This is a genomic window from Pseudomonas fjordensis (assembly GCF_976987115.1).
In genome coordinates, this window is sequence record NZ_OZ336860.1 from 2,600,827 (window position 1) to 2,619,800 (window position 18,974).

At 61.4% G+C, this 18,974-nt stretch carries 18 protein-coding genes; 11 read left to right on the plus strand and 7 right to left on the minus strand.

From position 1 onward, the window contains the following. The first annotated feature begins 9 nt into the window (after nt 1-9). From ACWHXD_RS11910 to araH, 4 genes are all read left to right on the plus strand, one after another. Entirely contained in the window at nt 10-873 is an 864-nt protein-coding gene (locus tag ACWHXD_RS11910) for an SMP-30/gluconolactonase/LRE family protein (RefSeq protein ID WP_098951931.1), read from the plus strand. Between the two features lie 138 nt (nt 874-1,011). Further along, nucleotides 1,012-2,016, plus strand: a complete 1,005-nt coding sequence (locus ACWHXD_RS11915) for a substrate-binding domain-containing protein (protein WP_032892294.1) — start codon at nt 1,012-1,014, stop codon at nt 2,014-2,016. Then, nucleotides 2,013-3,515 (plus strand): L-arabinose ABC transporter ATP-binding protein AraG, encoded by a 1,503-nt coding sequence (gene araG, locus ACWHXD_RS11920; RefSeq protein ID WP_098951929.1) that lies wholly within the window; start codon nt 2,013-2,015, stop codon nt 3,513-3,515. Before ACWHXD_RS11915 ends, araG begins: the two co-directional genes overlap by 4 nt. Nucleotides 3,516-3,524: 9 nt before the next feature. Then, nucleotides 3,525-4,493: an L-arabinose ABC transporter permease AraH gene (araH, locus tag ACWHXD_RS11925; protein WP_032892292.1), complete on the plus strand. Its 969-nt coding sequence runs from the start codon at nt 3,525-3,527 to the stop codon at nt 4,491-4,493. Between the two features lie 122 nt (nt 4,494-4,615). Here araH and ACWHXD_RS11930 read toward each other — a convergent pair whose 3' ends face one another. Then, the gene (locus ACWHXD_RS11930; RefSeq protein WP_032892291.1) at nt 4,616-5,764 is read right to left on the minus strand and encodes an aldose epimerase family protein; all 1,149 of its coding nucleotides are present in this window, start codon (nt 5,762-5,764) and stop codon (nt 4,616-4,618) included. Nucleotides 5,765-5,902: 138 nt separating this feature from the next. On the opposite strand from ACWHXD_RS11930, the gene ACWHXD_RS11935 reads away from it, so the two are divergent. Next, entirely contained in the window at nt 5,903-6,670 is a 768-nt protein-coding gene (locus ACWHXD_RS11935) for an SDR family NAD(P)-dependent oxidoreductase (RefSeq protein WP_138763180.1), read from the plus strand. 132 nt (nt 6,671-6,802) lie between these two features. Here the strand turns inward: ACWHXD_RS11935 and ACWHXD_RS11940 are convergent, their stop codons facing one another. From ACWHXD_RS11940 to ACWHXD_RS11950, 3 genes are read right to left on the minus strand one after another with little or no spacing between them, the layout of a single operon-like run. Then, entirely contained in the window at nt 6,803-7,399 is a 597-nt protein-coding gene (locus ACWHXD_RS11940; RefSeq protein WP_138763179.1) for a glutathione S-transferase family protein, read from the minus strand. Between the two features lie 30 nt (nt 7,400-7,429). Further along, nucleotides 7,430-7,963, minus strand: a complete 534-nt coding sequence (gene mug, locus ACWHXD_RS11945) for a G/U mismatch-specific DNA glycosylase (RefSeq protein WP_138763178.1) — start codon at nt 7,961-7,963, stop codon at nt 7,430-7,432. Continuing rightward, the gene (locus ACWHXD_RS11950) at nt 7,960-8,826 is read right to left on the minus strand and encodes a LysR substrate-binding domain-containing protein (RefSeq protein WP_138763177.1); all 867 of its coding nucleotides are present in this window, start codon (nt 8,824-8,826) and stop codon (nt 7,960-7,962) included. Before ACWHXD_RS11950 ends, mug begins: the two co-directional genes overlap by 4 nt. A 134-nt stretch (nt 8,827-8,960) precedes the next feature. On the opposite strand from ACWHXD_RS11950, the gene ACWHXD_RS11955 reads away from it, so the two are divergent. From ACWHXD_RS11955 to yghU, 5 genes are read left to right on the plus strand one after another with little or no spacing between them, the layout of a single operon-like run. Next, the gene (locus ACWHXD_RS11955; RefSeq protein ID WP_138763176.1) at nt 8,961-10,013 is read left to right on the plus strand and encodes an agmatine deiminase family protein; all 1,053 of its coding nucleotides are present in this window, start codon (nt 8,961-8,963) and stop codon (nt 10,011-10,013) included. Between the two features lie 4 nt (nt 10,014-10,017). Further along, nucleotides 10,018-10,899 (plus strand): N-carbamoylputrescine amidase, encoded by an 882-nt coding sequence (gene aguB, locus ACWHXD_RS11960; protein WP_138763175.1) that lies wholly within the window; start codon nt 10,018-10,020, stop codon nt 10,897-10,899. Then, nucleotides 10,896-11,978 carry an extracellular solute-binding protein gene (locus ACWHXD_RS11965; protein ID WP_138763174.1) on the plus strand — a complete coding sequence of 361 codons (1,083 nt, stop codon included), beginning with the start codon at nt 10,896-10,898 and terminating at the stop codon, nt 11,976-11,978. The genes aguB and ACWHXD_RS11965 overlap by 4 nt, the downstream gene beginning before the upstream one ends. 8 nt (nt 11,979-11,986) lie before the next feature. Next, nucleotides 11,987-13,087, plus strand: coding sequence for an agmatine deiminase family protein (locus tag ACWHXD_RS11970; RefSeq protein ID WP_138763173.1), 1,101 nt, complete (start codon nt 11,987-11,989; stop codon nt 13,085-13,087). A 44-nt stretch (nt 13,088-13,131) separates the two neighbouring features. Next, a complete protein-coding gene (yghU, locus tag ACWHXD_RS11975) occupies nt 13,132-13,962 on the plus strand; it encodes a glutathione-dependent disulfide-bond oxidoreductase (protein ID WP_138763172.1) in 831 nt (276 codons plus the stop codon). Nucleotides 13,963-14,069: 107 nt separating this feature from the next. On the opposite strand, the gene ACWHXD_RS11980 is transcribed toward yghU, so the two are convergent. Genes ACWHXD_RS11980 through ACWHXD_RS11990 form a run of 3 tightly spaced genes read right to left on the minus strand, consistent with a single transcriptional unit; the run spans nt 14,070 to nt 16,811 of the window. Next, the gene (locus ACWHXD_RS11980; RefSeq protein WP_138763171.1) at nt 14,070-14,996 is read right to left on the minus strand and encodes a sugar ABC transporter substrate-binding protein; all 927 of its coding nucleotides are present in this window, start codon (nt 14,994-14,996) and stop codon (nt 14,070-14,072) included. Between the two features lie 19 nt (nt 14,997-15,015). Then, nucleotides 15,016-15,795, minus strand: coding sequence for a TIM barrel protein (locus tag ACWHXD_RS11985; RefSeq protein ID WP_138763170.1), 780 nt, complete (start codon nt 15,793-15,795; stop codon nt 15,016-15,018). Further along, nucleotides 15,792-16,811: a Gfo/Idh/MocA family oxidoreductase gene (locus ACWHXD_RS11990; RefSeq protein ID WP_138763169.1), complete on the minus strand. Its 1,020-nt coding sequence runs from the start codon at nt 16,809-16,811 to the stop codon at nt 15,792-15,794. Before ACWHXD_RS11990 ends, ACWHXD_RS11985 begins: the two co-directional genes overlap by 4 nt. A gap of 187 nt (nt 16,812-16,998) precedes the next feature. Between ACWHXD_RS11990 and ACWHXD_RS11995 the strand changes: the two genes are divergently transcribed. Then, a complete protein-coding gene (locus tag ACWHXD_RS11995) occupies nt 16,999-18,960 on the plus strand; it encodes a sigma-54 interaction domain-containing protein (RefSeq protein WP_138763168.1) in 1,962 nt (653 codons plus the stop codon). Nucleotides 18,961-18,974: the final 14 nt, after the last annotated feature.

An 18,974-nucleotide genomic window follows, 5' to 3' on the forward strand; every position in this document is an offset into this window, starting at 1 on the left:
GGAGGCTTCATGTCGTTGAGCGCAGTCACCTCGCACCGTGCCCGGTTGGGCGAAGGGCCGTTCTGGGATGTACCGACCCAGGCCTTGTATTGGGTGGATATCGCCGCCCGCCAGGCGCTGCGCCTGATGGGCGGGGAGTTGCAGGTGTGGCAGTTGCCCGAGCATGTCTCGGCGTTCATCCCCTGTGAACGCGGCGATGCGCTGGTGACCTTGAGCAGCGGCGTGTATCGCCTGGACCTGGCCACCGAAGCCTTGACCTTGCTGTGCGTAGCCGACCCGCAAGCGGGCAACCGTGGCAATGAAGCACGCTGCGATGCCCAGGGCCGCCTGTGGTTGGGCACCATGCAGAACAACATTGGCGAGCAGGGTGAAGACCTGCCGATTACCCGGCGCTCCGGTGGCTTGTTTCGTATTGATGCTGATGCAACGGTCACGCGGTTGCTCAACGGCCTGGGCATTCCCAACACCTTGCTCTGGAGCGAGGAGGGCAGCCAGGTGCATTTCGGCGACAGCATGGACGGCACGCTCTATCAGCATTCGATCCAGGTTGACGGCCAACTTGGCGCCGCCCAGGCCTGGTTCGGGCCGCACACACGCGGCGGGCCGGATGGTTCGTCCATGGACGCTGAGGGCTATATCTGGAACGCGCGTTGGGACGGCAGTTGTCTGCTGCGGCTGACGCCCTCGGGTGCGGTGGATCGCATCATCGAACTGCCGGTCAGCCGGCCCACCAGTTGCGTGTTCGGTGGGCCCGAGCTCACCACGTTGTATATCACCAGTGCTGCGAGTCCCTTGAATCATCCCCTTGACGGTGCGGTATTGGCCATTGAGGTGGACGTGCCAGGCAAGCCCTGTCACCGCTTCGCCGGATAACCTGTAGGAGCGGGCTTGCCCGCAAAAAACGTCAACGATAACGCGTTCATGCTGGATGAACGCGTCGCCCTCGGGGTTTTCGCGAGCAAGCTCGCTCCTACAAAGTTCTACCTAAAACAACAACAAGGAGTCACCCGTATGAATCGTCGTCGTGGTTTGCGTTCCCTGTGCTGCGCCGCTGTGGCGGTCTCGGCCATGAGCTTGAGCGGCCTGTTGCTGGCCGCTGAAGAAGTGAAGATCGGTTTTTTGGTCAAGCAGGCCGAAGAGCCCTGGTTCCAGACTGAATGGGCGTTTGCGGAAAAAGCCGCCCAGGACAAAGGCTTCAAACTCATCAAGATCGCGGTGCCCGACGGCGAGAAAACCCTCTCGGCCATTGACAGCCTGGCCGCCAACGGCGCCAAGGGTTTTGTGATCTGCCCGCCGGACGTGTCCCTGGGCCCGGCCATTGTCGCCAAGGCTAAGGCCAACGGCTTGAAAGTGATGGCCGTGGATGATCGCTTTGTCGATGCCAAGGGCAACTTCATGGAAGACGTGCCGTACCTGGGCATGGCCGCATTTGAAGTCGGCCAGAAGCAGGGCGCCGCCATGGCCGCCGAAGCGAAAAAACGCGGTTGGGATTGGAAGGACACCTATGCGGTGATCAACACCTTCAACGAACTCGACACCGGCAAGAAACGCACCGATGGCTCGATCAAGTCGCTGGAAGAGGCTGGCATTCCTAAAGATCACATCCTCACCGCCCCACTGAAAACCCTCGACGTGCCCGGCAGCATGGACGCCACCAACTCAGCGCTGGTCAAACTACCGGGCAGCGCGAAAAACCTGATCATCGGCGGCATGAACGACAACACCGTACTCGGCGGCGTGCGCGCCACCGAAAGTGCCGGTTTCGCCGCAGCCAACGTGATCGGTATCGGCATCAATGGCACCGACGCCATCGGCGAATTGAAGAAAGCCAACAGCGGCTTCTTCGGCTCGATGCTGCCCAGCCCGCACATTGAAGGCTACAAAACCGCCGAGATGATGTACGAGTGGGTCACCAAGGGCACCGAGCCGCCGAAATACACGGCCATGGACGAAGTGACGCTGATCACCCGTGAAAACTTCCAGGCGGAACTGACCAAGATCGGGCTGTGGAAATGACCGCTGCGGCCCTGCGGTTTGACGGCATCGGCAAGACCTTTCCAGGGGTCAAGGCGTTGGATGGCATCTGCTTCACCGCCCACCCGGGGCAGGTGCACGCGCTGATGGGCGAGAACGGCGCCGGCAAGTCGACCCTGCTGAAAATCCTCGGCGGCGCCTACATTCCGTCCAGCGGTACGGTGCAGATCGGCGCGCAAACCATGGCTTTCAAGTGCGCGGCCGACAGCATCGCCAGCGGTGTGGCGGTGATTCACCAAGAGCTGCACCTGGTGCCGGAAATGAGCGTGGCCGAGAACCTGTTCCTCGGGCATTTGCCCACGCGCTTTGGCGTGGTCAACCGGGGCCTGCTGCGCAAGCAGGCCCTGGCCTGCCTCAAGGGCCTGGCCGATGAAATCGATCCCGACGAGAAACTCGGGCGCCTGTCCCTGGGCCAGCGTCAGCTGGTGGAAATCGCCAAGGCGCTGTCTCGTGGCGCCAACGTGATTGCCTTTGATGAACCCACCAGCAGTTTGTCGGCGCGGGAAATCGACCGCTTGATGGCGATCATCGCGCGCCTGCGCGACGAGGGCAAAGTGGTGCTGTACGTGTCGCACCGTATGGAAGAGGTGTTCCGTATTTGCGATGCGGTGACGGTGTTCAAGGACGGCCGCTATGTGCGCACGTTCGAGGACATGAGCACGCTGACCCACGATCAACTGGTGACCTGCATGGTCGGTCGCGATATCCAGGATATCTACGATTACCGAGCGCGTGAGCAGGGCGAGGTGGCGCTCAAGGTGGACGGCTTGCTCGGCCCGGGCCTGCGTGAACCCATCAGTTTCCAGGTGCGCAAGGGCGAGATCCTGGGCCTGTTCGGGCTGGTGGGGGCGGGGCGTACCGAGCTGTTTCGCCTGCTCAGCGGGTTAGAGCGCGCCAGTGCCGGCAGCCTGGAACTCTGTGGTGAGCCGTTGCAGTTGCGCTCACCCCGCGACGCCATCGCCGCCGGCGTATTGCTGTGTCCGGAGGACCGCAAGAAAGAGGGCATCATCCCGCTGGGCAGCGTCGCTGAAAACATCAACATCAGCGCCCGTGGCGCCCATTCCACCTTTGGCTGGCTGTTGCGCGAAGGCTGGGAGAAAGGTAACGCCGACCGACAGATCCAGGCGATGCGGGTCAAAACGCCGAACGCGGCGCAGAAGATCATGTACCTGTCCGGCGGCAACCAACAGAAAGCCATCCTTGGCCGCTGGCTGTCGATGCCGATGAAGGTGTTGCTGCTCGACGAACCCACTCGCGGTATCGACATCGGCGCCAAGTCGGAGATCTACCAGATCATCCATAACCTGGCGGCCAGTGGCATTGCAGTAATCGTGGTGTCCAGCGACCTGATGGAGGTGATGGGCATCTCTGACCGCATCCTGGTGCTGTGCGAAGGCGCCCTGCGCGGCGAACAACGGCGCGAACAGGCGACTGAATCCAACCTGCTGCAGCTGGCCTTGCCACGCGGCCTGGCGAACTGAGAGACGACCATGACTATTCAAAACAACGCGCTGCCCTCGGCACGCAAACCCCTCGATATACGCGCATTGCTCGATAACTGGGCGATGCTCTTGGCGGCAGTGGGCATCTTCGTACTGTGCGCGCTGCTGATCGATAACTTCCTCTCGCCGCTCAACATGCGCGGTCTGGGCCTGGCTATTTCCACTGTGGGCATCGCCGCGTGCACCATGCTGTTCTGCCTGGCTTCAGGGCACTTCGACCTGTCGGTAGGCTCGGTGATCGCCTGCGCCGGGGTGGTCGCGGCGATTGTGATGCGCGATACCGACAGCGTGATGCTGGGCATTGGCGCAGCGCTGCTGATGGGCCTGATGGTGGGGCTGATCAACGGCATCGTGATCGCCAAGCTGCGGGTCAACGCCTTGATCACCACGCTGGCGACCATGCAGATCGTGCGCGGCCTGGCTTATATCTTTGCCGACGGCAAAGCGGTGGGTGTGTCCCAGGAGCAATTCTTTGTGTTCGGCAACGGCCAATTGTTTGGTGTGCCGGTGCCGATCCTGATCACCATCGTGTGCTTCCTGTTCTTCGGCTGGCTGCTCAACTACACCACCTATGGGCGCAACACCATGGCCATCGGCGGTAACCCGGAAGCGGCGCTGTTGGCGGGGGTGAACGTTGACCGCACCAAGATCCTGATCTTTGCCGTGCACGGCCTGATTGGCGCGCTGGCGGGAGTAATCCTGGCTTCACGCATGACCTCCGGCCAGCCGATGATCGGCCAGGGTTTCGAGCTGACGGTGATCTCGGCCTGTGTGCTGGGTGGGGTGTCGCTGAGCGGCGGCATCGGCATGATCCGGCATGTGATTGCCGGGGTGTTGATTCTGGCGATCATCGAGAATGCGATGAACCTCAAGAACATCGACACTTTCTATCAGTACGTGATCCGCGGCTCGATCCTGCTGTTGGCCGTGGTCATCGACCGCATGAAACAACGCTGAACCCAGGCCATCAGATCAATGTAGGAGCGAGCTTGCTCGCGAAAAACGTCAACGGTAACGCGTGTTTCCTGAACAAACGCGGTGCCTTTGAGTTTTTCGCGAGCAAGCTCGCTCCTACAGTTTTAATCAGCGGTGAATTTGAAGAGCGTGCTCTGGGTGTAAGTCTGCCCCGGATTCAAGCGGGTTGAGGCGAAGCCTGGTTGGTTAGGCGCATCCGGAAAGTGCTGGGTCTCCAAAGTAAACCCACTCCAATGCTGATACGTCTTGCCGCCTTTGCCCTTCACCGAACCGTCCAGGAAGTTGCTGGTATAGAACTGTACGCCAGGCTCTGTGGTGTAGAGCTGCAAACGCCGCCCTGATTCAGGATCATGCACCTCGGCGGCCAGTTGCTTGACGTCCCCTTTGGTATCCAGCGCCCAGTTGAAGTCGAAGCCACCTTGCTTGGGCTCGGCGAATTTGAGCTGCGGATGGTCGTCTTTGATGTGCTGGCCGATAGGTGTGGGCTTCAGGAAGTCCATCGGCGTGCCCTTGACCGGCGCCAATTCACCGGTGGGAATCAAGGTGGCATTCACTGGTGTGTAGTGGCTGGCGTGCAAGGTGGCGACCTGCTTGAGAATGTCGCCGTTGCCCGCGCCGGCCAGGTTGAAATAGCTGTGGTTGGTGAGGTTGAGTACCGTCGGTTTGTCGGTGGTGGCTGTGTAGTCGATGTGCAGTTCGTTGTTGTCGTTGAGGCGGTAGGTGACCTCGGTTTTCAAGTTGCCCGGAAAGCCCATTTCCCCGTCCTTGGACAGGTAGGTGAGGGTGACGCCCACCGAGTCTTTGTCCTTGACCGATTTGGCTTGCCACACCTGCTTGTCGAAGCCCTGGGCGCCGCCATGCAGCGAATTGGGGCCGTCGTTGAGCGGTACCTGGTAGCGTTTGCCGTCGAGTTCGAAGGCGCCGCCGGCCAGGCGATTGCCGAAGCGGCCAATGGTCGCGCCGAAAAACGCGGTACCGCCCTGATAGCCTTGCACGTCGTCGAAGCCCAGCACCACGTCGTCGAGCTTGCCGTGTTTGTCCGGCACTTTTAGCGACTGCAGCACGCCGCCGTAGGTGATCACCGTGGCTTGCATGCCATGGCTGTTGCGCAACACGTACTGTTCGACGGCGGTGCCATCGTTGGTTTTGCCGAAGGGTTTGTGTTCGCTGCTAAGGCCGGCAGCGTGCGCGCCGCCGCTGGCGATAAGCATGGACAGCGCGAGGCCGGACAGCAGGTATCGAGGGTGCTTCATGGTCGAACTTCCTTTTGTTGTTTTGCTGGAATAGTTCTACTAATTTGAGATATTTTGTCGATATGACAGCAGATTTATAGCCTTTAACGCCGTTCTTGCAAAATAAAATAAGACTAATTAAGCGGAGCACTGATTGTTATGACTACCCAGCAAGCGATTTATCCCGACCTCAAGGACAAAACCGTGCTGGTTTCCGGCGGGGCTTCGGGGATTGGCGAGTTCATGGTGCGGGCCTTCGCCGCGCAGGGCGCCAAGGTGGCGTTTGTGGACCGTGCACAGAGCCAGGGTGAACGCCTGGCGGCGCTGCTGAACTCCAAAGGGCAGAGTGTCGAGTTCGAGTGCTGCGATATCACCGACGAGATCGGTTACCGCGCCGCGATCGGGCGCTTCGAGCATTCCCTGGGGCCGATTACGGTACTGGTCAACAATGCAGCGAACGATGTGCGCCACAGCCTGGAAGAAATCGACTCGCACATGTTCGACCAGCTGATTGCGGTCAACCTCAAGCACGCCTTCTTTGCCGCCAAGGCGGTGGTGCCCATGATGAAACAGGCCGGTGGTGGCTCGATCATCAACCTGGGCTCGGTGGGCTGGATGATGGCCTCGGCCGGCTACCCCGTATACGCCGCCAGCAAGGCCGCCGCCCACGGCATGACCCGAGCCCTGGCGCGGGAACTGGGGCCCAACCATATCCGCGTTAACACCTTGGTGCCGGGTTGGGTGATGACCGAAAAACAACTGGCCATGTGGGTCGACGACGCCGCCAAGGACCTCATCGCCCGCAGCCAGTGCCTGCCCGGCAGCGTGATGCCGGAACACATCGCCAACATGGCGCTGTTTTTGGCCTCGGATGCCTCGGCGATGTGCTCGGCGCAGAACTTTATCGTTGACGGCGGCTGGGTATAGCGACGCGAAAGGAGCCCTTGGTAGGAGCGAGCTTGCTCGCGAAAAACGTCAACGATAACGCAGGCCTTCTGAATGAACGCGGCGCCTGTGAGTTTCTCGCGAGCAAGCTCGCTCCTACACATTAGGGCGAGTTCATTCGATGGGGTAACGCTTGAACGCCGGGTGCTGCTCCAGGCGTTCAGCATGGCGCTTGAGGTGGGGGAACGCATCGGCCTTCACCACCGAGGCCACGATGAGCTGGCTGAACGACCACGCGACCGCTGCGGTAATCGACGCCTGGGTCAGCGCTTCATTGCCTGCCAGCTGCTTGTCCAGCAGCGCATAAGCCGCCAGCAGTTGCCCGGTAACGCGCTCAAGCCACGGCGCATGCAATTTTTCAGCGGGGCGAAGGTTGTGTTCATAGACGATCTGCACGCTTTTCTCGCATGCCGCCAGCGCGAGCCCAAGCAATTGCAGGTCACGGGCACGTGCCGCCGGTTGTTGGGGCAGCAGCTTCTTGTCAGCCGGCGCCAGCGTTTCCAGGTAATCGAGGATCAGGCTCGAATCCATCAGCACCGTGCCATCGTCCAGCACCAGGGTAGGGGCCTTGACTACCGGATTGATCTGGGCAAATTCAGCGTAAGTGCTGAACACCGACAGCGGTTCATGCACAAAGTCCACCCCGTATAACTCCAGGGAAACAGCCACGCGGCGTACGTAGGGCGAGTCCAGCATTCCGACCAGTTTCATGCAGCCTCCATTGCTTACAGGGTGTTGGGCTCAAGAGATTACGGGCGCGGGCCGGGCGTGCGCAACGGCGTTGTGCAGCAGCCGATACGCTTGCACCAATTGCTCAAGGCTGAACGCCAGGTTGCGCCCGCTGGGGTTGGGCAGCACCCAGACCGAGGCGTCGCCCAGTGGCTGCGCTTGCAAACCCCAGGCGACCTCGCGCTGGCCGCTCAGCGCGCTATAGCCGGGCTTGCCGAGGAACGCGACGAAGCGCGGGGCATGGCGGCGGATCTTGTGTTCGAACGCCGCCGCCGCGTCCTGGAATTCATGCCGCGCCAACTCGCCTGCACTGGCCGTTGGCCGTGCCACCAAAGTGGTTAATCCGCAACCGTAGTGCAGCAAGGTGGCGCCGTCTTGCGGGCGAATCTCATGGGGCGTGAAACCGGCCAGATGCACCGTACGCGAGAAGCGATTGCTGCGATTGGCAAAATGCAGGCCGAGGGCGGCGGAGCCCTTGCCAGGGTTGATGCCGCAGAACAGTACGTGCAAATGGTCCGCGAGGAGGTCGTCGAGTCGGTCATTCATGTCGCATCTCCCTGCAAACGGCTCGATAGCCACTCGATAAAACACCGCGCCAGGGGGTCGTTCTCGCTGTCGCGATGGGTCAGTAGCGCCCAGCTGGGGCCGCGAATGGTGGCGTCTACCAACGGCGTCAGCAAACCTTTGGCTTGCCCCTGGCGGCTGAGCAACTGGCTTACCAGGCCAATCCCCAACCCGGTGCACACCGCATCCAGCAATAAACCGGGGTCGGAAAAATTCAGGCCCTGGTCCTGTTGCCCCACATCAATCCCGGCTTCCACCGCCCAGTGACTCCAGTCCATTTCCCGCTCACCGTGCAAGGTGGTGCGTTGCTCAAGAGGCACCTCCAGCACCTGGGGGTGGCATGCCGGAAACAGCCGGTCGATATGCAGCACCTTGAAGCTGCATTCGGCCTGGGAGCTGATGTCGTCGCGCACCGCCAAATCGATGGTCTGGCTGGCCATGTCTGGCACTTCGTCGGTGCTGAAAATCCATAGATCGACCTGCGGGTGTTGGCGGCGAAAGTCGGCTAGGCGAGGCAACAGCCAATGCCGGGCAAAGGCCGGCGTGGTGTTGAGCACCAGTTGATTAGGTTTGCGGTATTGCCCAAGGCGTCGTACGCCGACGGCCAGTTGTTGCAGTAAGGCCTGGGTGGTGCTGAGGAAATCCTGGCCGGCGTCGGTCAAGCTGACGCTGCGCCCGCTGCGAAAAAACAGCGGCTGTTCAAGGTACGCTTCCAGGCTGCGAATCTGCTGGCTGATAGCCGATTGAGTCAAGTGCAGCTCTTCGGCCGCCTTGTGAAAACTGCCCAGCCGAGCGGCGGCTTCAAAGCCGCGAAGGGTGCCGAGGGGCGGCCATTGGTTGAGCATGCTGATAAGTTCCTCTAATCAGTTTTCTGCAAAATTCATCGTTTGTTTACGCTTTTTCTCCAACGTAGCATGCCTGGCAATACCCCTTGGGTAGTTTTCACTGAACACAATGACTTAATTCAAAGGTACTTGTCATGCAGATGGATGAAGTTGAAAACCTGGGGTGGCGGATGCCCGCCGAGTGGTCCCAGCATGCGGCGACCTGGATGGTCTGGCCTCATAACCAGGCGTTGTGGGAGAACACTTGGGGCGTGACGCTGGCGCAGGTGCAGCAGGACTTCGCGCGGGTAGCCAATGCCATTGCGCGGTTTGAGCCGGTGAAGATGGTTGTCGACCCTTCGGCGCTTGCCAGTGCCATCGCCTTGTGCGGCCCGCGCATTGAACTGATCCCCCAGGCGGTCAACGACAGCTGGTGCCGCGACTCCGGCCCGTCCTTTATCTATCACCCGCAACATGGGCTGGCCGGTGTGAGCTGGCGCTTCAATGCCTGGGGTGAAAAGTCGGCCCATGAATGGGATGAAAGCCTGGCCCGTCGGGTGCTCAATCACCTCGGGCTTGTCTGTTTCGGCACACCGTTGAGCAACGAGGGCGGCGCCTTTCATGTGGACGGCGAGGGCACCTTGATAACCACCGAATCGGTGCTGCTCAATCCCAACCGCAACCCTGGCGTGACCAAGGCTGACATCGAGAAAGTGTTTGCGCGCTGGCTGGGCATCAAGAAGACGATCTGGTTGCCCGGCGACCCGAACTACGTCACCGGTGACATGACCGATGGGCATGTCGACGGCATCTGCGCCTTTGCTCGCCCCGGCGTGTTGCTGGTAGACGCGACCCTCGACCACAGCTCGGTCTACGCCCAAGTAGCAAGGGAAAACCGCCGCGTCCTGGAGTTGGCCACCGATGCCCGGGGCCGTCGCTTTGAGCTGATCGAGCTGTATGAGGCCTCCGAGGCCGTAGACACTGGCGCCGAGGCCTTCTGCGCCTCCTACACCAACTTCTATATCGCCAATGGCGCAATCATCATGCCGGCCTATGGGATCGCCGCAGATCAGGTCGCGGCCAATGTCCTGGGCCAGGCTTTTCCGGACCGCGAGATCGTACCGGTGCGAATCAACCACCTGGCCCATGGCGGCGGCGGTGTGCATTGCATCACCCAACAACAGCCCGCCTGGCCAGTGAAGGGGTAATGCCATGCGTCTATTGACGATTGCCACTACCCAGATGCCTTGCACCTGGGATTTACCGAGTAACCTCGACCGCGCCGAGCAACTGGTGCGCAACGCAGCCGCCAAGGGCGCCCAGGTAATCCTGTTGCAGGAGCTATTCGCTACGCCGTATTTCTGCATCGAACAACGGCATCAGCACCTGGCCTTGGCCGAGGAGTATCAGCACAGCCAAGTGCTCAAACGCTTTGCTGCATTGGCCAAGGAGTTAGGAGTCGTGCTGCCACTGAGCTGGTTCGAAAAAGCCGGCAATGCGTTCTTTAATTCCCTGAGTGTGGCGGATGCTGACGGGCGATTGCTTGGGGTGTACCGCGAGAGCCATATTCCCAACGCCATCGGCTACCAGGAGAAGGAATATTTCAGCCCCGGTGACACCGGTTTTCGCGTGTGGGACAGCGCCTTCGGGCGCCTGGGCATCGGTATCTGCTGGGACCAGTGGTTTCCGGAAACCGCGCGCTGCCTGGCATTACATGGCGCCGAGGTACTGCTGTTTCCCACCGCCATCGGTTCGGAACCCGGCTGTGCCAGCCTCGATTCCCGCGACCATTGGCAGATGACCATGCGCGGGCACGCGGCGGCCAACCTGCTGCCGGTGGTGGCGGCCAACCGCGTCGGGCGCGAAGTGGCGAACAGTAATGCGAGCCTGCAAATGGATTTTTATGGTTCATCGTTTATCTGCGATCACAAAGGCAAGCTGTTGGCCGAAGCCGACCGCGACAGCACGGGCGTACTCGTGCACAGCCTGGACCTGGCCACCATGGGCGAAGAGCGCCTGACCTGGGGCATATACCGTGACCGTCGCCCGGACTTGTATGGTGCACTGCTGACCCTGGATGGGCGCCTATCATGAAACGCCTGTTGAGCTGTGCCCTCATCCTCACCAGCGCCTGTGTCGTGGCTGATGACAAGACCCTGAAGCTGTATAACTGGGCCGATTATTTTGCCCCTGACACCTTGTCCAGGTTCACCGCCGAAACCGGTATCCATGTGATCTACGATGTGATGGACAGCAGTGAAACCCTGGAAGCCAAGCTGATGGCCGGTGGCAGTGGCTATGACTTGATCTTCCCAGGCGACACAGTGGCCGAGCGCCTGATGCGCGCCGGCAGCTTGCAGGCCCTGGACCCTGCCAGGCTCACGGCCCTGGGGGACATTGAACCGGGCCTGCAGGCGTTGCGTGCGCATTACGTCAATTCGAACAAGGCCACGGTGCCCTATACCTGGGGCACCATCGGCCTGACCTACAACACCGAGCAGATCCGCCAGCGCCTGCCGAATGCGCCGGTCAACAGCCTCGACCTACTGTTCAAGCCCGAGTTTGCCGCCCAATTTGCCGATTGCGGCATCTCCCTGATCGACTCGCCGGATGAAGTGCTCGCGGTGGTGCTTAACTACCTGGGCCGCGCCCCGCGCAGTGCCAAGCCCGAAGATCTGGCTGCGGCCAGTGCACTGTTGCTCAAGCTGCGCCCCTTTATTCGCAAGTTCCAGTCGCAACCGGTGACCGATCTGGTCAACGGCAACCTGTGCCTGTCCCTAGGCTACAGCGGCGATATGACCCAGGCCCAGCGCGCCGCCGATGCGGCTGGCAAGGCGGTGACCTTCGGCTATCACATCCCCCGCGAGGGCACGACAGTCTGGATGGACACCATGGCGATTCCCGTCGATGCCCGGCACCCGGAATACGCCTACGCTTTTATCAACTTTGTGATGCGCCCGCAGAACATGGCCGCTATCACCAACCTGACCGGCTATCCCACCGCCAATGCCAAGGCGCGACCGCAGGTGGAGGCCAGCCTGCGCGACAACCCGGATATTTACCCAGATGCCGCCACCTTTGAACGGTTGATCGCTGGCAAAGATATCCCCCAGGCCGATATACGTGCACGTATGCGCGTATGGACTAAATTCAAGACCGCCCCTCTTCAGTAGAGACCCCCATGCCAACCCGTCGAACCTTCCTCAAACACACCAGCGTGGTCGCCGCCATGAGCCTGATTGCTCCTTACGTACGTGCCGCTGTCAGTGGCCGCTTCTATATGCCCGACGAGGGTGAAAAACACCGCCAGGCGTTTATTGCCTTTGGTGCCCAGGAGGCCATCTGGGAGGACTTTACCGCCGATGTTCAAGCAGCGCTGGGCCGTATCGCCCGGGCGATTGCCGAGTATGAGCCGGTAACCGTGTTTTGCCGTGGAGACGAACGGGTGCTGGCGGAAAAACACTGTGGCACGCGCAACATCACCTTTGTCGAGACCGAGCTGGACGACATCTGGATACGCGACACCGGCGCCAACTTCGTGATTGATGGCACCGGAGCGCTGGGGGCGGTGGATTTCAACTTCAACGGGTGGGGCAACAAACAGCAGCACGCCGAGGATGCGCAACTGGCTGCCCAGATTGCCGAACACACTGGGGCCCGTTACTGGCGCAGCGAACTGGTGGGCGAGGGCGGTGGCATTGAAGTGGATGGCCTGGGCACCGGCATCATGACGCAAAGCAGTTGGATTAATCGCAATCGCAACCCCGACTGGAGCCAGGCTGAGGTGGAGGCCGAACTCAAGGAGCGCCTGGGCTTGCGTAAAATCATTTGGCTGCCGGGTATCAAGGGCAAGGACATCACCGACGCCCACGTGGATTTCTACGCACGCTTTGTGTCCCCCGGCGTGGTGCTGGCCAATCTCGACACCGACCCGCAGTCCCATGACTACAAGGTCACCCTGGCACACCTGGAAATGCTCAAGAACGCCACCGACGCCGATGGTCGCCCGTTGCAGGTGCATACCGTATCGCCGCCGCTCAAGCCGCGTAAAAGCAAGTTCAGCCAAGGCAACCCGGATTTCGCCGCGGGCTATATCAATTACTTTGTGATCAACGATGCGGTAATTGCGCCTGAGTTCGGCGACCCACTGGCGGACCGCAAGGCGCTGGAGCTGCTGTCGCGGCTGTATCCGAGCCGCAAGGTGGTGCAGATCAATATTGACGCTATCGCAGCGGGTGGTGGTGGCATTCACTGTGTGACGAGTCATCAACCTTTGGTTTAGTCTGGAACGCTTAGTGGATCACAAGCGCCTCTGGAGCATTGATTATGACCGAGTACGTACCTGCCAAAGTCTGGACCTGGGACGCCGAAAGCGGCGGCACCTTCGCCAGTATCAACCGGCCCATCGCCGGCGCCACCCACGAAAAGCCACTGCCGGTGGGCAAGCACCCGCTGCAGTTATACTCCCTGGCCACGCCCAATGGGCAGAAGGTCACGATCCTGCTGGAAGAACTGCTGGCCCTGGGGCACAGCGGCGCCGAATACGATGCCTGGCTGATCAAGATCGGCGACGGCGACCAGTTCGGCAGTGGCTTTGTGGCGGTGAACCCGAACTCGAAGATTCCGGCGCTGATGGACCACAGCGGCGCCACGCCGATTCGCGTGTTCGAATCAGGCGCGATTTTGCAGTACCTGGCCGAGAAGTTCGGTGCGTTCCTGCCCACGGAGCCCGCCGCACGGGCTGAATGCCTGTCGTGGTTGTTCTGGCAGATGGGTAGCGCGCCTTACCTGGGCGGCGGCTTCGGGCATTTCTATGCCTATGCGCCGAGCAAGATGGAATACCCGATCAACCGCTTTGCCATGGAGACCAAGCGCCAACTGGATGTGCTGGATAAGCGCCTGGCGGTCAGCCAATACATTGCCGGGGATGACTACACCATTGCCGATATCGCGATATGGCCTTGGTACGGTGGGTTGGTCAAAGGCCGTTTGTATGGCGCGGCAGAGTTTTTGTCGGTGCATGAATACAAGCATGTGCAGCGCTGGGCGGATGCGATTGACGCACGGCCGGCGGTGCAGCGTGGGCGGCGGGTGAACCGGGTGTCGGGGGATGATCAGTTGCCCGAGCGACATGATGCAAGTGACCTTGATAACTAGGTAGGAGCGAGCTTGCTCGCGAAAAACGTCAACGATAACGCGTGCTTCCTGAATGAGCGCGGCGTCTGGGCGTTCTTCGCGAGCAAGCTCGCTCCTACAAAGCTGCGTTATTTGTAGCGCTGCTCAAACACCGCCACCTGTTCAGGTGTGATCAGTTCAAATGGCACCCACACCTGTGCTTCAACCTGCTCGCCCTTGATCATCCGCACCGCCGCTTGCACGGCCTGGGCAGCCTGGGCCTTGGGGTCCTGGAACACTGAGCCCGCCAGCAGCCCGCGCTTGATCGCCGCCAGGCCATCGGGCAAGCCGTCGATGCCGACAATCGCAATCTCGCCCTTGGCCTTGCCCGCTTGCTGCAAGGCCATGGCCGCGCCAATCGCCATTTCATCGTTGTTGGCGACAATGGCATTGAACGCGGTGCCGGCCAGCAACCAGTTGCTGGTCAGGTCCATGCCTTTGCTGCGCTGCCATTCGGCGCTTTGCTGCTCGACGATCTTGATTCCGGGGAAGTCCTTGAGCACCTGTTTGACCCCTTCGGTGCGGGCATGGGTGGCGTTCTGTGCAAGGTCGCCCATGATGATCGCCACATTGCCCTTGCCGCCCAGTTTTTGGGCGAGGTAGCGCATCTGCAATTGCCCCGCTTCGATGTCGTTGGAGGCCACCGTGACCACGCCCTCAGGCAGCGTAGGCTCATCCGGATGGCGGTTGACGTACACCAGCGGCGTCTTCGCCGCCACGGCGGCGCGGGTGATGTTGGCGGTGGCGGCGGTGTCGACCGGCAGCACGATCACCGCATCGACTTTCTGGTTGAGAAAGCCTTCGACCTGATTGAGCTGGCGCACCACATCGCCCTGGGCGTCTTCGAATTGGATCTGCACGTCCTGGTGTTTCGCTGCCGCCTCCAGGCCGGTGCGCACGTAGGTCATGAAATTATCGTCCACCCGGGCAATGCTCACGCCGATGCGATAGGCGGCGAAGGACCACTGGCTGAACATCAATAACAGCGCGGCCACTAGTAATGAATAACGGTGCATGAGGCGGTTCCTTTTATTGTTATAGGGTGAATGCCTGGCGGAAACGCTCCAGGGCCGTCTCGCTGTCGCCGCTGGCCCAGCCCTCCAGGCCGACCACACCGGTGTAACCCATGGCGTGCAAGGCCCGGGCAATGGCCGGGTAGTGGATTTCGCCGGTGCCGGGCTCCTTGCGCCCAGGCACATCAGCGACCTGGATTTCGCCGATGGCGCTGCCAGCGCGCTGGACCAATTCGATCAGGTTACCTTCGCCAATCTGCGCGTGGTACAGGTCCAGGTTCATCTTCAGATGCGGGCTGCCGACGGCTTCGATCAGGGCCAGGGTGTCGTCGGCACGCGCAAACGGTGTACCAGGGTGGTCGACGGCGGTGTTGAGGTTTTCCAGCAGGAACACGCGGCCGGCGTCTTCCCCCAGGCGCGCGATTTTCTCCAGGCTTTTGCATGCGCTCAGCCACATGCGCCCGGTGGTGTGGCTGACGGGCTGCACGGGCAGGCCGCCTTCACCCAGGCCGGTGCCATGCAGGTTGAGGCTGGGGCAATTGAGGCGCTCGGCAATGCCCAGGGACTCACGGGCGCTGTCGAGCAATTGGCGGATGCCGTCGGGGTCGGTGAGGGTGCCGGTGAGGTAGCCGGTCATCGAGGTGAAGTCCGCACCGGTCGCCGCCAAGGCCTGAATGTCCTTATCGGCCCAACCCCAGATTTCGGCGCTGAAGCCCAGGGCATGAATACGTTTGACCCGCTCGATGAAGGGCAGGTCGAGGAACACCATTTCGGCGCTGACGGCCAATTTGAACGGCATCATTGGCGGGCTCCTTGAACGGCCACGGCCATGCCGGTTTGATACGACTCAATGCAGGCACGGGCAATTGCCAGGGCTGCACGCGCATCTTCACCGCTGGCCAGGGGCTTGGCGCCGCTGCGCAGGCAGTCGACAAAGTGGTTGAGCTCGGCGATGTAGGCGTCGCGCAGCAGGTCGGTGTCCATCCGCTGGGTGTCTGCCTGGATGCCCTCGGCCAGGTAGCGCATCAGGTCGCAGTCGTTAAGGCTGCCCATGCTCAGCATGCCCTTGCTGCCGAACACTTCGCCGCGCACATCGTAGCCATACACGGCCTGGAAGCTGGCTTCGGCGGTGGCAATGGCGCCGTTGTCAAAGCGCAGGGTGACCACGGCGGTGTCGAGCAAGCCTTGGCTTTTGAATTGCGGGGCAATCAGCGCGTCGGCCATCACCTGCACCTGGACCACTTCGGCCCCAGGGTTGAGGTAGCGCAGGGTGTCGAAGTCGTGGATCAGGGTTTCGAGGAAGATCACCCATTGCGGTGAGTTGGCCGGGTTGTTCAGCGCCGGGTCGCGCGTCAGCGAGCGTAGCAGCTGTGGCGTGCCAATACGTCCGGCGACCACGTCGAGGTGCGCCGTGCGAAAGCTTCTGGCGAAGCGCCGATTGAAGCCGACCTGCAGGGGCACCCGTGCATCGGCAGCGGCGGCGATAGCGCGGTCGGCTTCGTCCAGGGTAATCGCCATGGGTTTTTCGCAGAAGATGCCCTTGCCGGCGCGTGCGGCCTTGATCACCAGCTCCGCGTGGCTACGGGCAGGGGCGGCGATGAGCACGCCGTCGATGTCCGGGTCGTCCAGCAGCTGTTGCGGGTCGGTGTAGGCCTTGTCCACCCCCAGTTCTGCTGCCAGGCGAGCGGCCTGGCCCGGCACGGGATCGGCGATGGCGGCGAGGCAGGCACCGGGAATATGGCGTGCAGCGGTAAGGCCATGGAAGCTGCCCATGCGGCCGGCACCGATCAAGCCCAGGCGGATGTTCTGTGTACTCATGAAACGACCCCTTTTGTTGTTATGGGCCCCCAGGACCGTCCTGGGTGACACAGGGGCAAAAGCAAGGCCTGTGCCAGTTTATAACTAGCTGATTTATAAGTATTTAATATTTTAATTAAACAAAAAATGTTCATATTCATGACATGTCTATACTGACATGTCGAAAATATGAACATGGATAACCGCAATGACCCAGGCGTTCAGTGTGCAAGACCTCGAATACCTCACGAACCTGGGGCCTGCCGCGCTGAACGATGGGCCCATCGCCGCCTTGGAACAGGCGTGGCGAGAGTGCCTGGCTGGCCAAGTCGTGCGTCCGGACGGGGTGCGCCAGGTCATCTGGGATTCCTGGCGACGCAGTGTCGAGGCGGGTATCGAGCCCGGTAACAGCGACTATCGCTTTGTCGCGCCGCAAGCGTTGGCGGCGACCCTGGCCCACCATCGCGCCCTGATCGCCGCTGCCGCGCAAGTCATGCATGGATTGCTGGCTTACAACCCGCGCGGGCATATCAACCTCACGGATGCCGAGGGCACGACGCTGTATTTTTGCGGGCTGGACATCACCCCGGTGGGCAGTCGCTTGCTCGAAGCGGTGCAAGGCACCAACTGCACCGGCCTGGCCCTGGCCGAAGATCGCCTGGTGTATGTGCTGGCGGAAGAAAATTTCGCCAGCGGCCTGCGCCAGCGCCACATGCACTGCGCCGCCGCGCCGATCAAGGATGCCCAAGGCCAGACCCTGGCCATGCTTACCCTGACCGCCGAGCCCGGCTGGTTTCATTTCCACACCCTGGGCACCGTTCAAGCGGCGGCCGAAGCGGTGTCGCGGCAGATGGCGCTGCAGGTGTTGCTGGAAGAACAACAGGCCCTGCTCGAAGTGCTCAACGAAGGCTTGGTGGTGCTCGATGAGCGTGGCTGCATCAAGGCACTCAACCGTTATGCGCGGCAACTGTTCGGGGTGGGGCGCGAGTTGATCGGCAGTCCTTTCCAGCGCCTGGGCCGCAGTGAACTGAGCGACGCGCTGGGTGAGCCGGTGCGCGACCGCGATTGCACCTTCCACTTGTACGACGGCAGCCAACTCGCCTGCCTGGTTTCGGTATGCCCACTGGAGCAGGGTGGGGTGATTGTGTCGGTGCGCGAAAACCGCCGTATCCGCGAGATTACCCGGCGCATTATCGGCACCCAGGCTCGCTATACCTTCGAGACCATCCTGGGCACCTCGCGGGCGATACAAGACGCCCTGCACCTGGGGCGCATTGCCAGTCGCAGCGAGTCCACCACCTTGATCCTCGGCGAAAGCGGCACCGGCAAGGAGCTGTTTGCCCAGGCCATTCATAACGGCAGCGAGCGTTGTAACGGCCCGTTTGTGGCGGTCAACTGCGGCGCCATCCCACGGGACCTGGTGCAGAGCGAACTGTTCGGCCACGTCGAAGGTGCGTTCACCGGCTCGGCGCGGGGTGGGGCGGCAGGCAAGTTCGAACTGGCGGATGGCGGCACCATCTTCCTGGATGAAATCGGCGACATGTCCTTCGATGCCCAGGTCAGTCTGCTACGGGTTTTGCAGGAGGGTGAGATCACCCGCGTCGGGGCCAAGCAATCGCGGCAAGTCGACGTGCGCATCATCGCCGCCACCCATCGCAACCTGAGCCAGGCGGTGGCCGAGGGCGCGTTTCGTGAAGACCTTTACTACCGACTCAACGTGCTGAACCTGAGCGTGCCGCCACTGCGCATGCGCCGTGACGATATCCCATTGCTGGCGCGGCATTTCCTGCAGCGCTGTGCCCGCTCGCTACGTAAAACGGTGCAAGGTTTCGCGCCGGATGCGTTGGCGTTGCTGTCAGCCCATGGCTGGCCGGGCAACGTGCGGGAGCTGGAAAACGTCATTGAGCGGGCGACCAACCTGGCGATGGGCGAGCTGATTCAATCGGCCGACTTGCCGTTAGAAACCCAGCAACGCCCGACGTTGCGCGCCTACCAGCCCCAGCCCGCACAGGATTTGAGCAGCCATGAAATGCACGCCATCGTTGCCGCGCTCACCAGCACCCGCGGCAACATTCGCCTGGCCGCACAGCAACTGGATGTGTCGCGGGGCGGGCTGTACAACAAGATGAGTCGGTTTGGCTTGAGCGCCGCCGATTTCCGGGAGCGCTGAAACCTCAAGCCAAC

Excerpts from the sequence above, each read along its gene's own strand:
- araH (WP_032892292.1), top strand. The coding sequence starts at position 3,525 with ATGACTATTCAAAACAACGCGCTGCCCTCGGCACGCAAACCCCTCGAT.
- ACWHXD_RS11995 (WP_138763168.1), top strand. The coding sequence starts at position 16,999 with ATGACCCAGGCGTTCAGTGTGCAAGACCTCGAATACCTCACGAACCTG.
- ACWHXD_RS11990 (WP_138763169.1), bottom strand. The coding sequence starts at position 16,811 with ATGAGTACACAGAACATCCGCCTGGGCTTGATCGGTGCCGGCCGCATG.
- mug (WP_138763178.1), bottom strand. The coding sequence starts at position 7,963 with ATGAATGACCGACTCGACGACCTCCTCGCGGACCATTTGCACGTACTG.
- ACWHXD_RS11955 (WP_138763176.1), top strand. The coding sequence starts at position 8,961 with ATGCAGATGGATGAAGTTGAAAACCTGGGGTGGCGGATGCCCGCCGAG.
- ACWHXD_RS11980 (WP_138763171.1), bottom strand. The coding sequence starts at position 14,996 with ATGCACCGTTATTCATTACTAGTGGCCGCGCTGTTATTGATGTTCAGC.
- ACWHXD_RS11970 (WP_138763173.1), top strand. The coding sequence starts at position 11,987 with ATGCCAACCCGTCGAACCTTCCTCAAACACACCAGCGTGGTCGCCGCC.
- ACWHXD_RS11965 (WP_138763174.1), top strand. The coding sequence starts at position 10,896 with ATGAAACGCCTGTTGAGCTGTGCCCTCATCCTCACCAGCGCCTGTGTC.
- ACWHXD_RS11915 (WP_032892294.1), top strand. The coding sequence starts at position 1,012 with ATGAATCGTCGTCGTGGTTTGCGTTCCCTGTGCTGCGCCGCTGTGGCG.
- yghU (WP_138763172.1), top strand. The coding sequence starts at position 13,132 with ATGACCGAGTACGTACCTGCCAAAGTCTGGACCTGGGACGCCGAAAGC.
- ACWHXD_RS11930 (WP_032892291.1), bottom strand. The coding sequence starts at position 5,764 with ATGAAGCACCCTCGATACCTGCTGTCCGGCCTCGCGCTGTCCATGCTT.
- araG (WP_098951929.1), top strand. The coding sequence starts at position 2,013 with ATGACCGCTGCGGCCCTGCGGTTTGACGGCATCGGCAAGACCTTTCCA.
- ACWHXD_RS11940 (WP_138763179.1), bottom strand. The coding sequence starts at position 7,399 with ATGAAACTGGTCGGAATGCTGGACTCGCCCTACGTACGCCGCGTGGCT.
- ACWHXD_RS11985 (WP_138763170.1), bottom strand. The coding sequence starts at position 15,795 with ATGATGCCGTTCAAATTGGCCGTCAGCGCCGAAATGGTGTTCCTCGAC.
- ACWHXD_RS11950 (WP_138763177.1), bottom strand. The coding sequence starts at position 8,826 with ATGCTCAACCAATGGCCGCCCCTCGGCACCCTTCGCGGCTTTGAAGCC.
- aguB (WP_138763175.1), top strand. The coding sequence starts at position 10,018 with ATGCGTCTATTGACGATTGCCACTACCCAGATGCCTTGCACCTGGGAT.
- ACWHXD_RS11935 (WP_138763180.1), top strand. The coding sequence starts at position 5,903 with ATGACTACCCAGCAAGCGATTTATCCCGACCTCAAGGACAAAACCGTG.
- ACWHXD_RS11910 (WP_098951931.1), top strand. The coding sequence starts at position 10 with ATGTCGTTGAGCGCAGTCACCTCGCACCGTGCCCGGTTGGGCGAAGGG.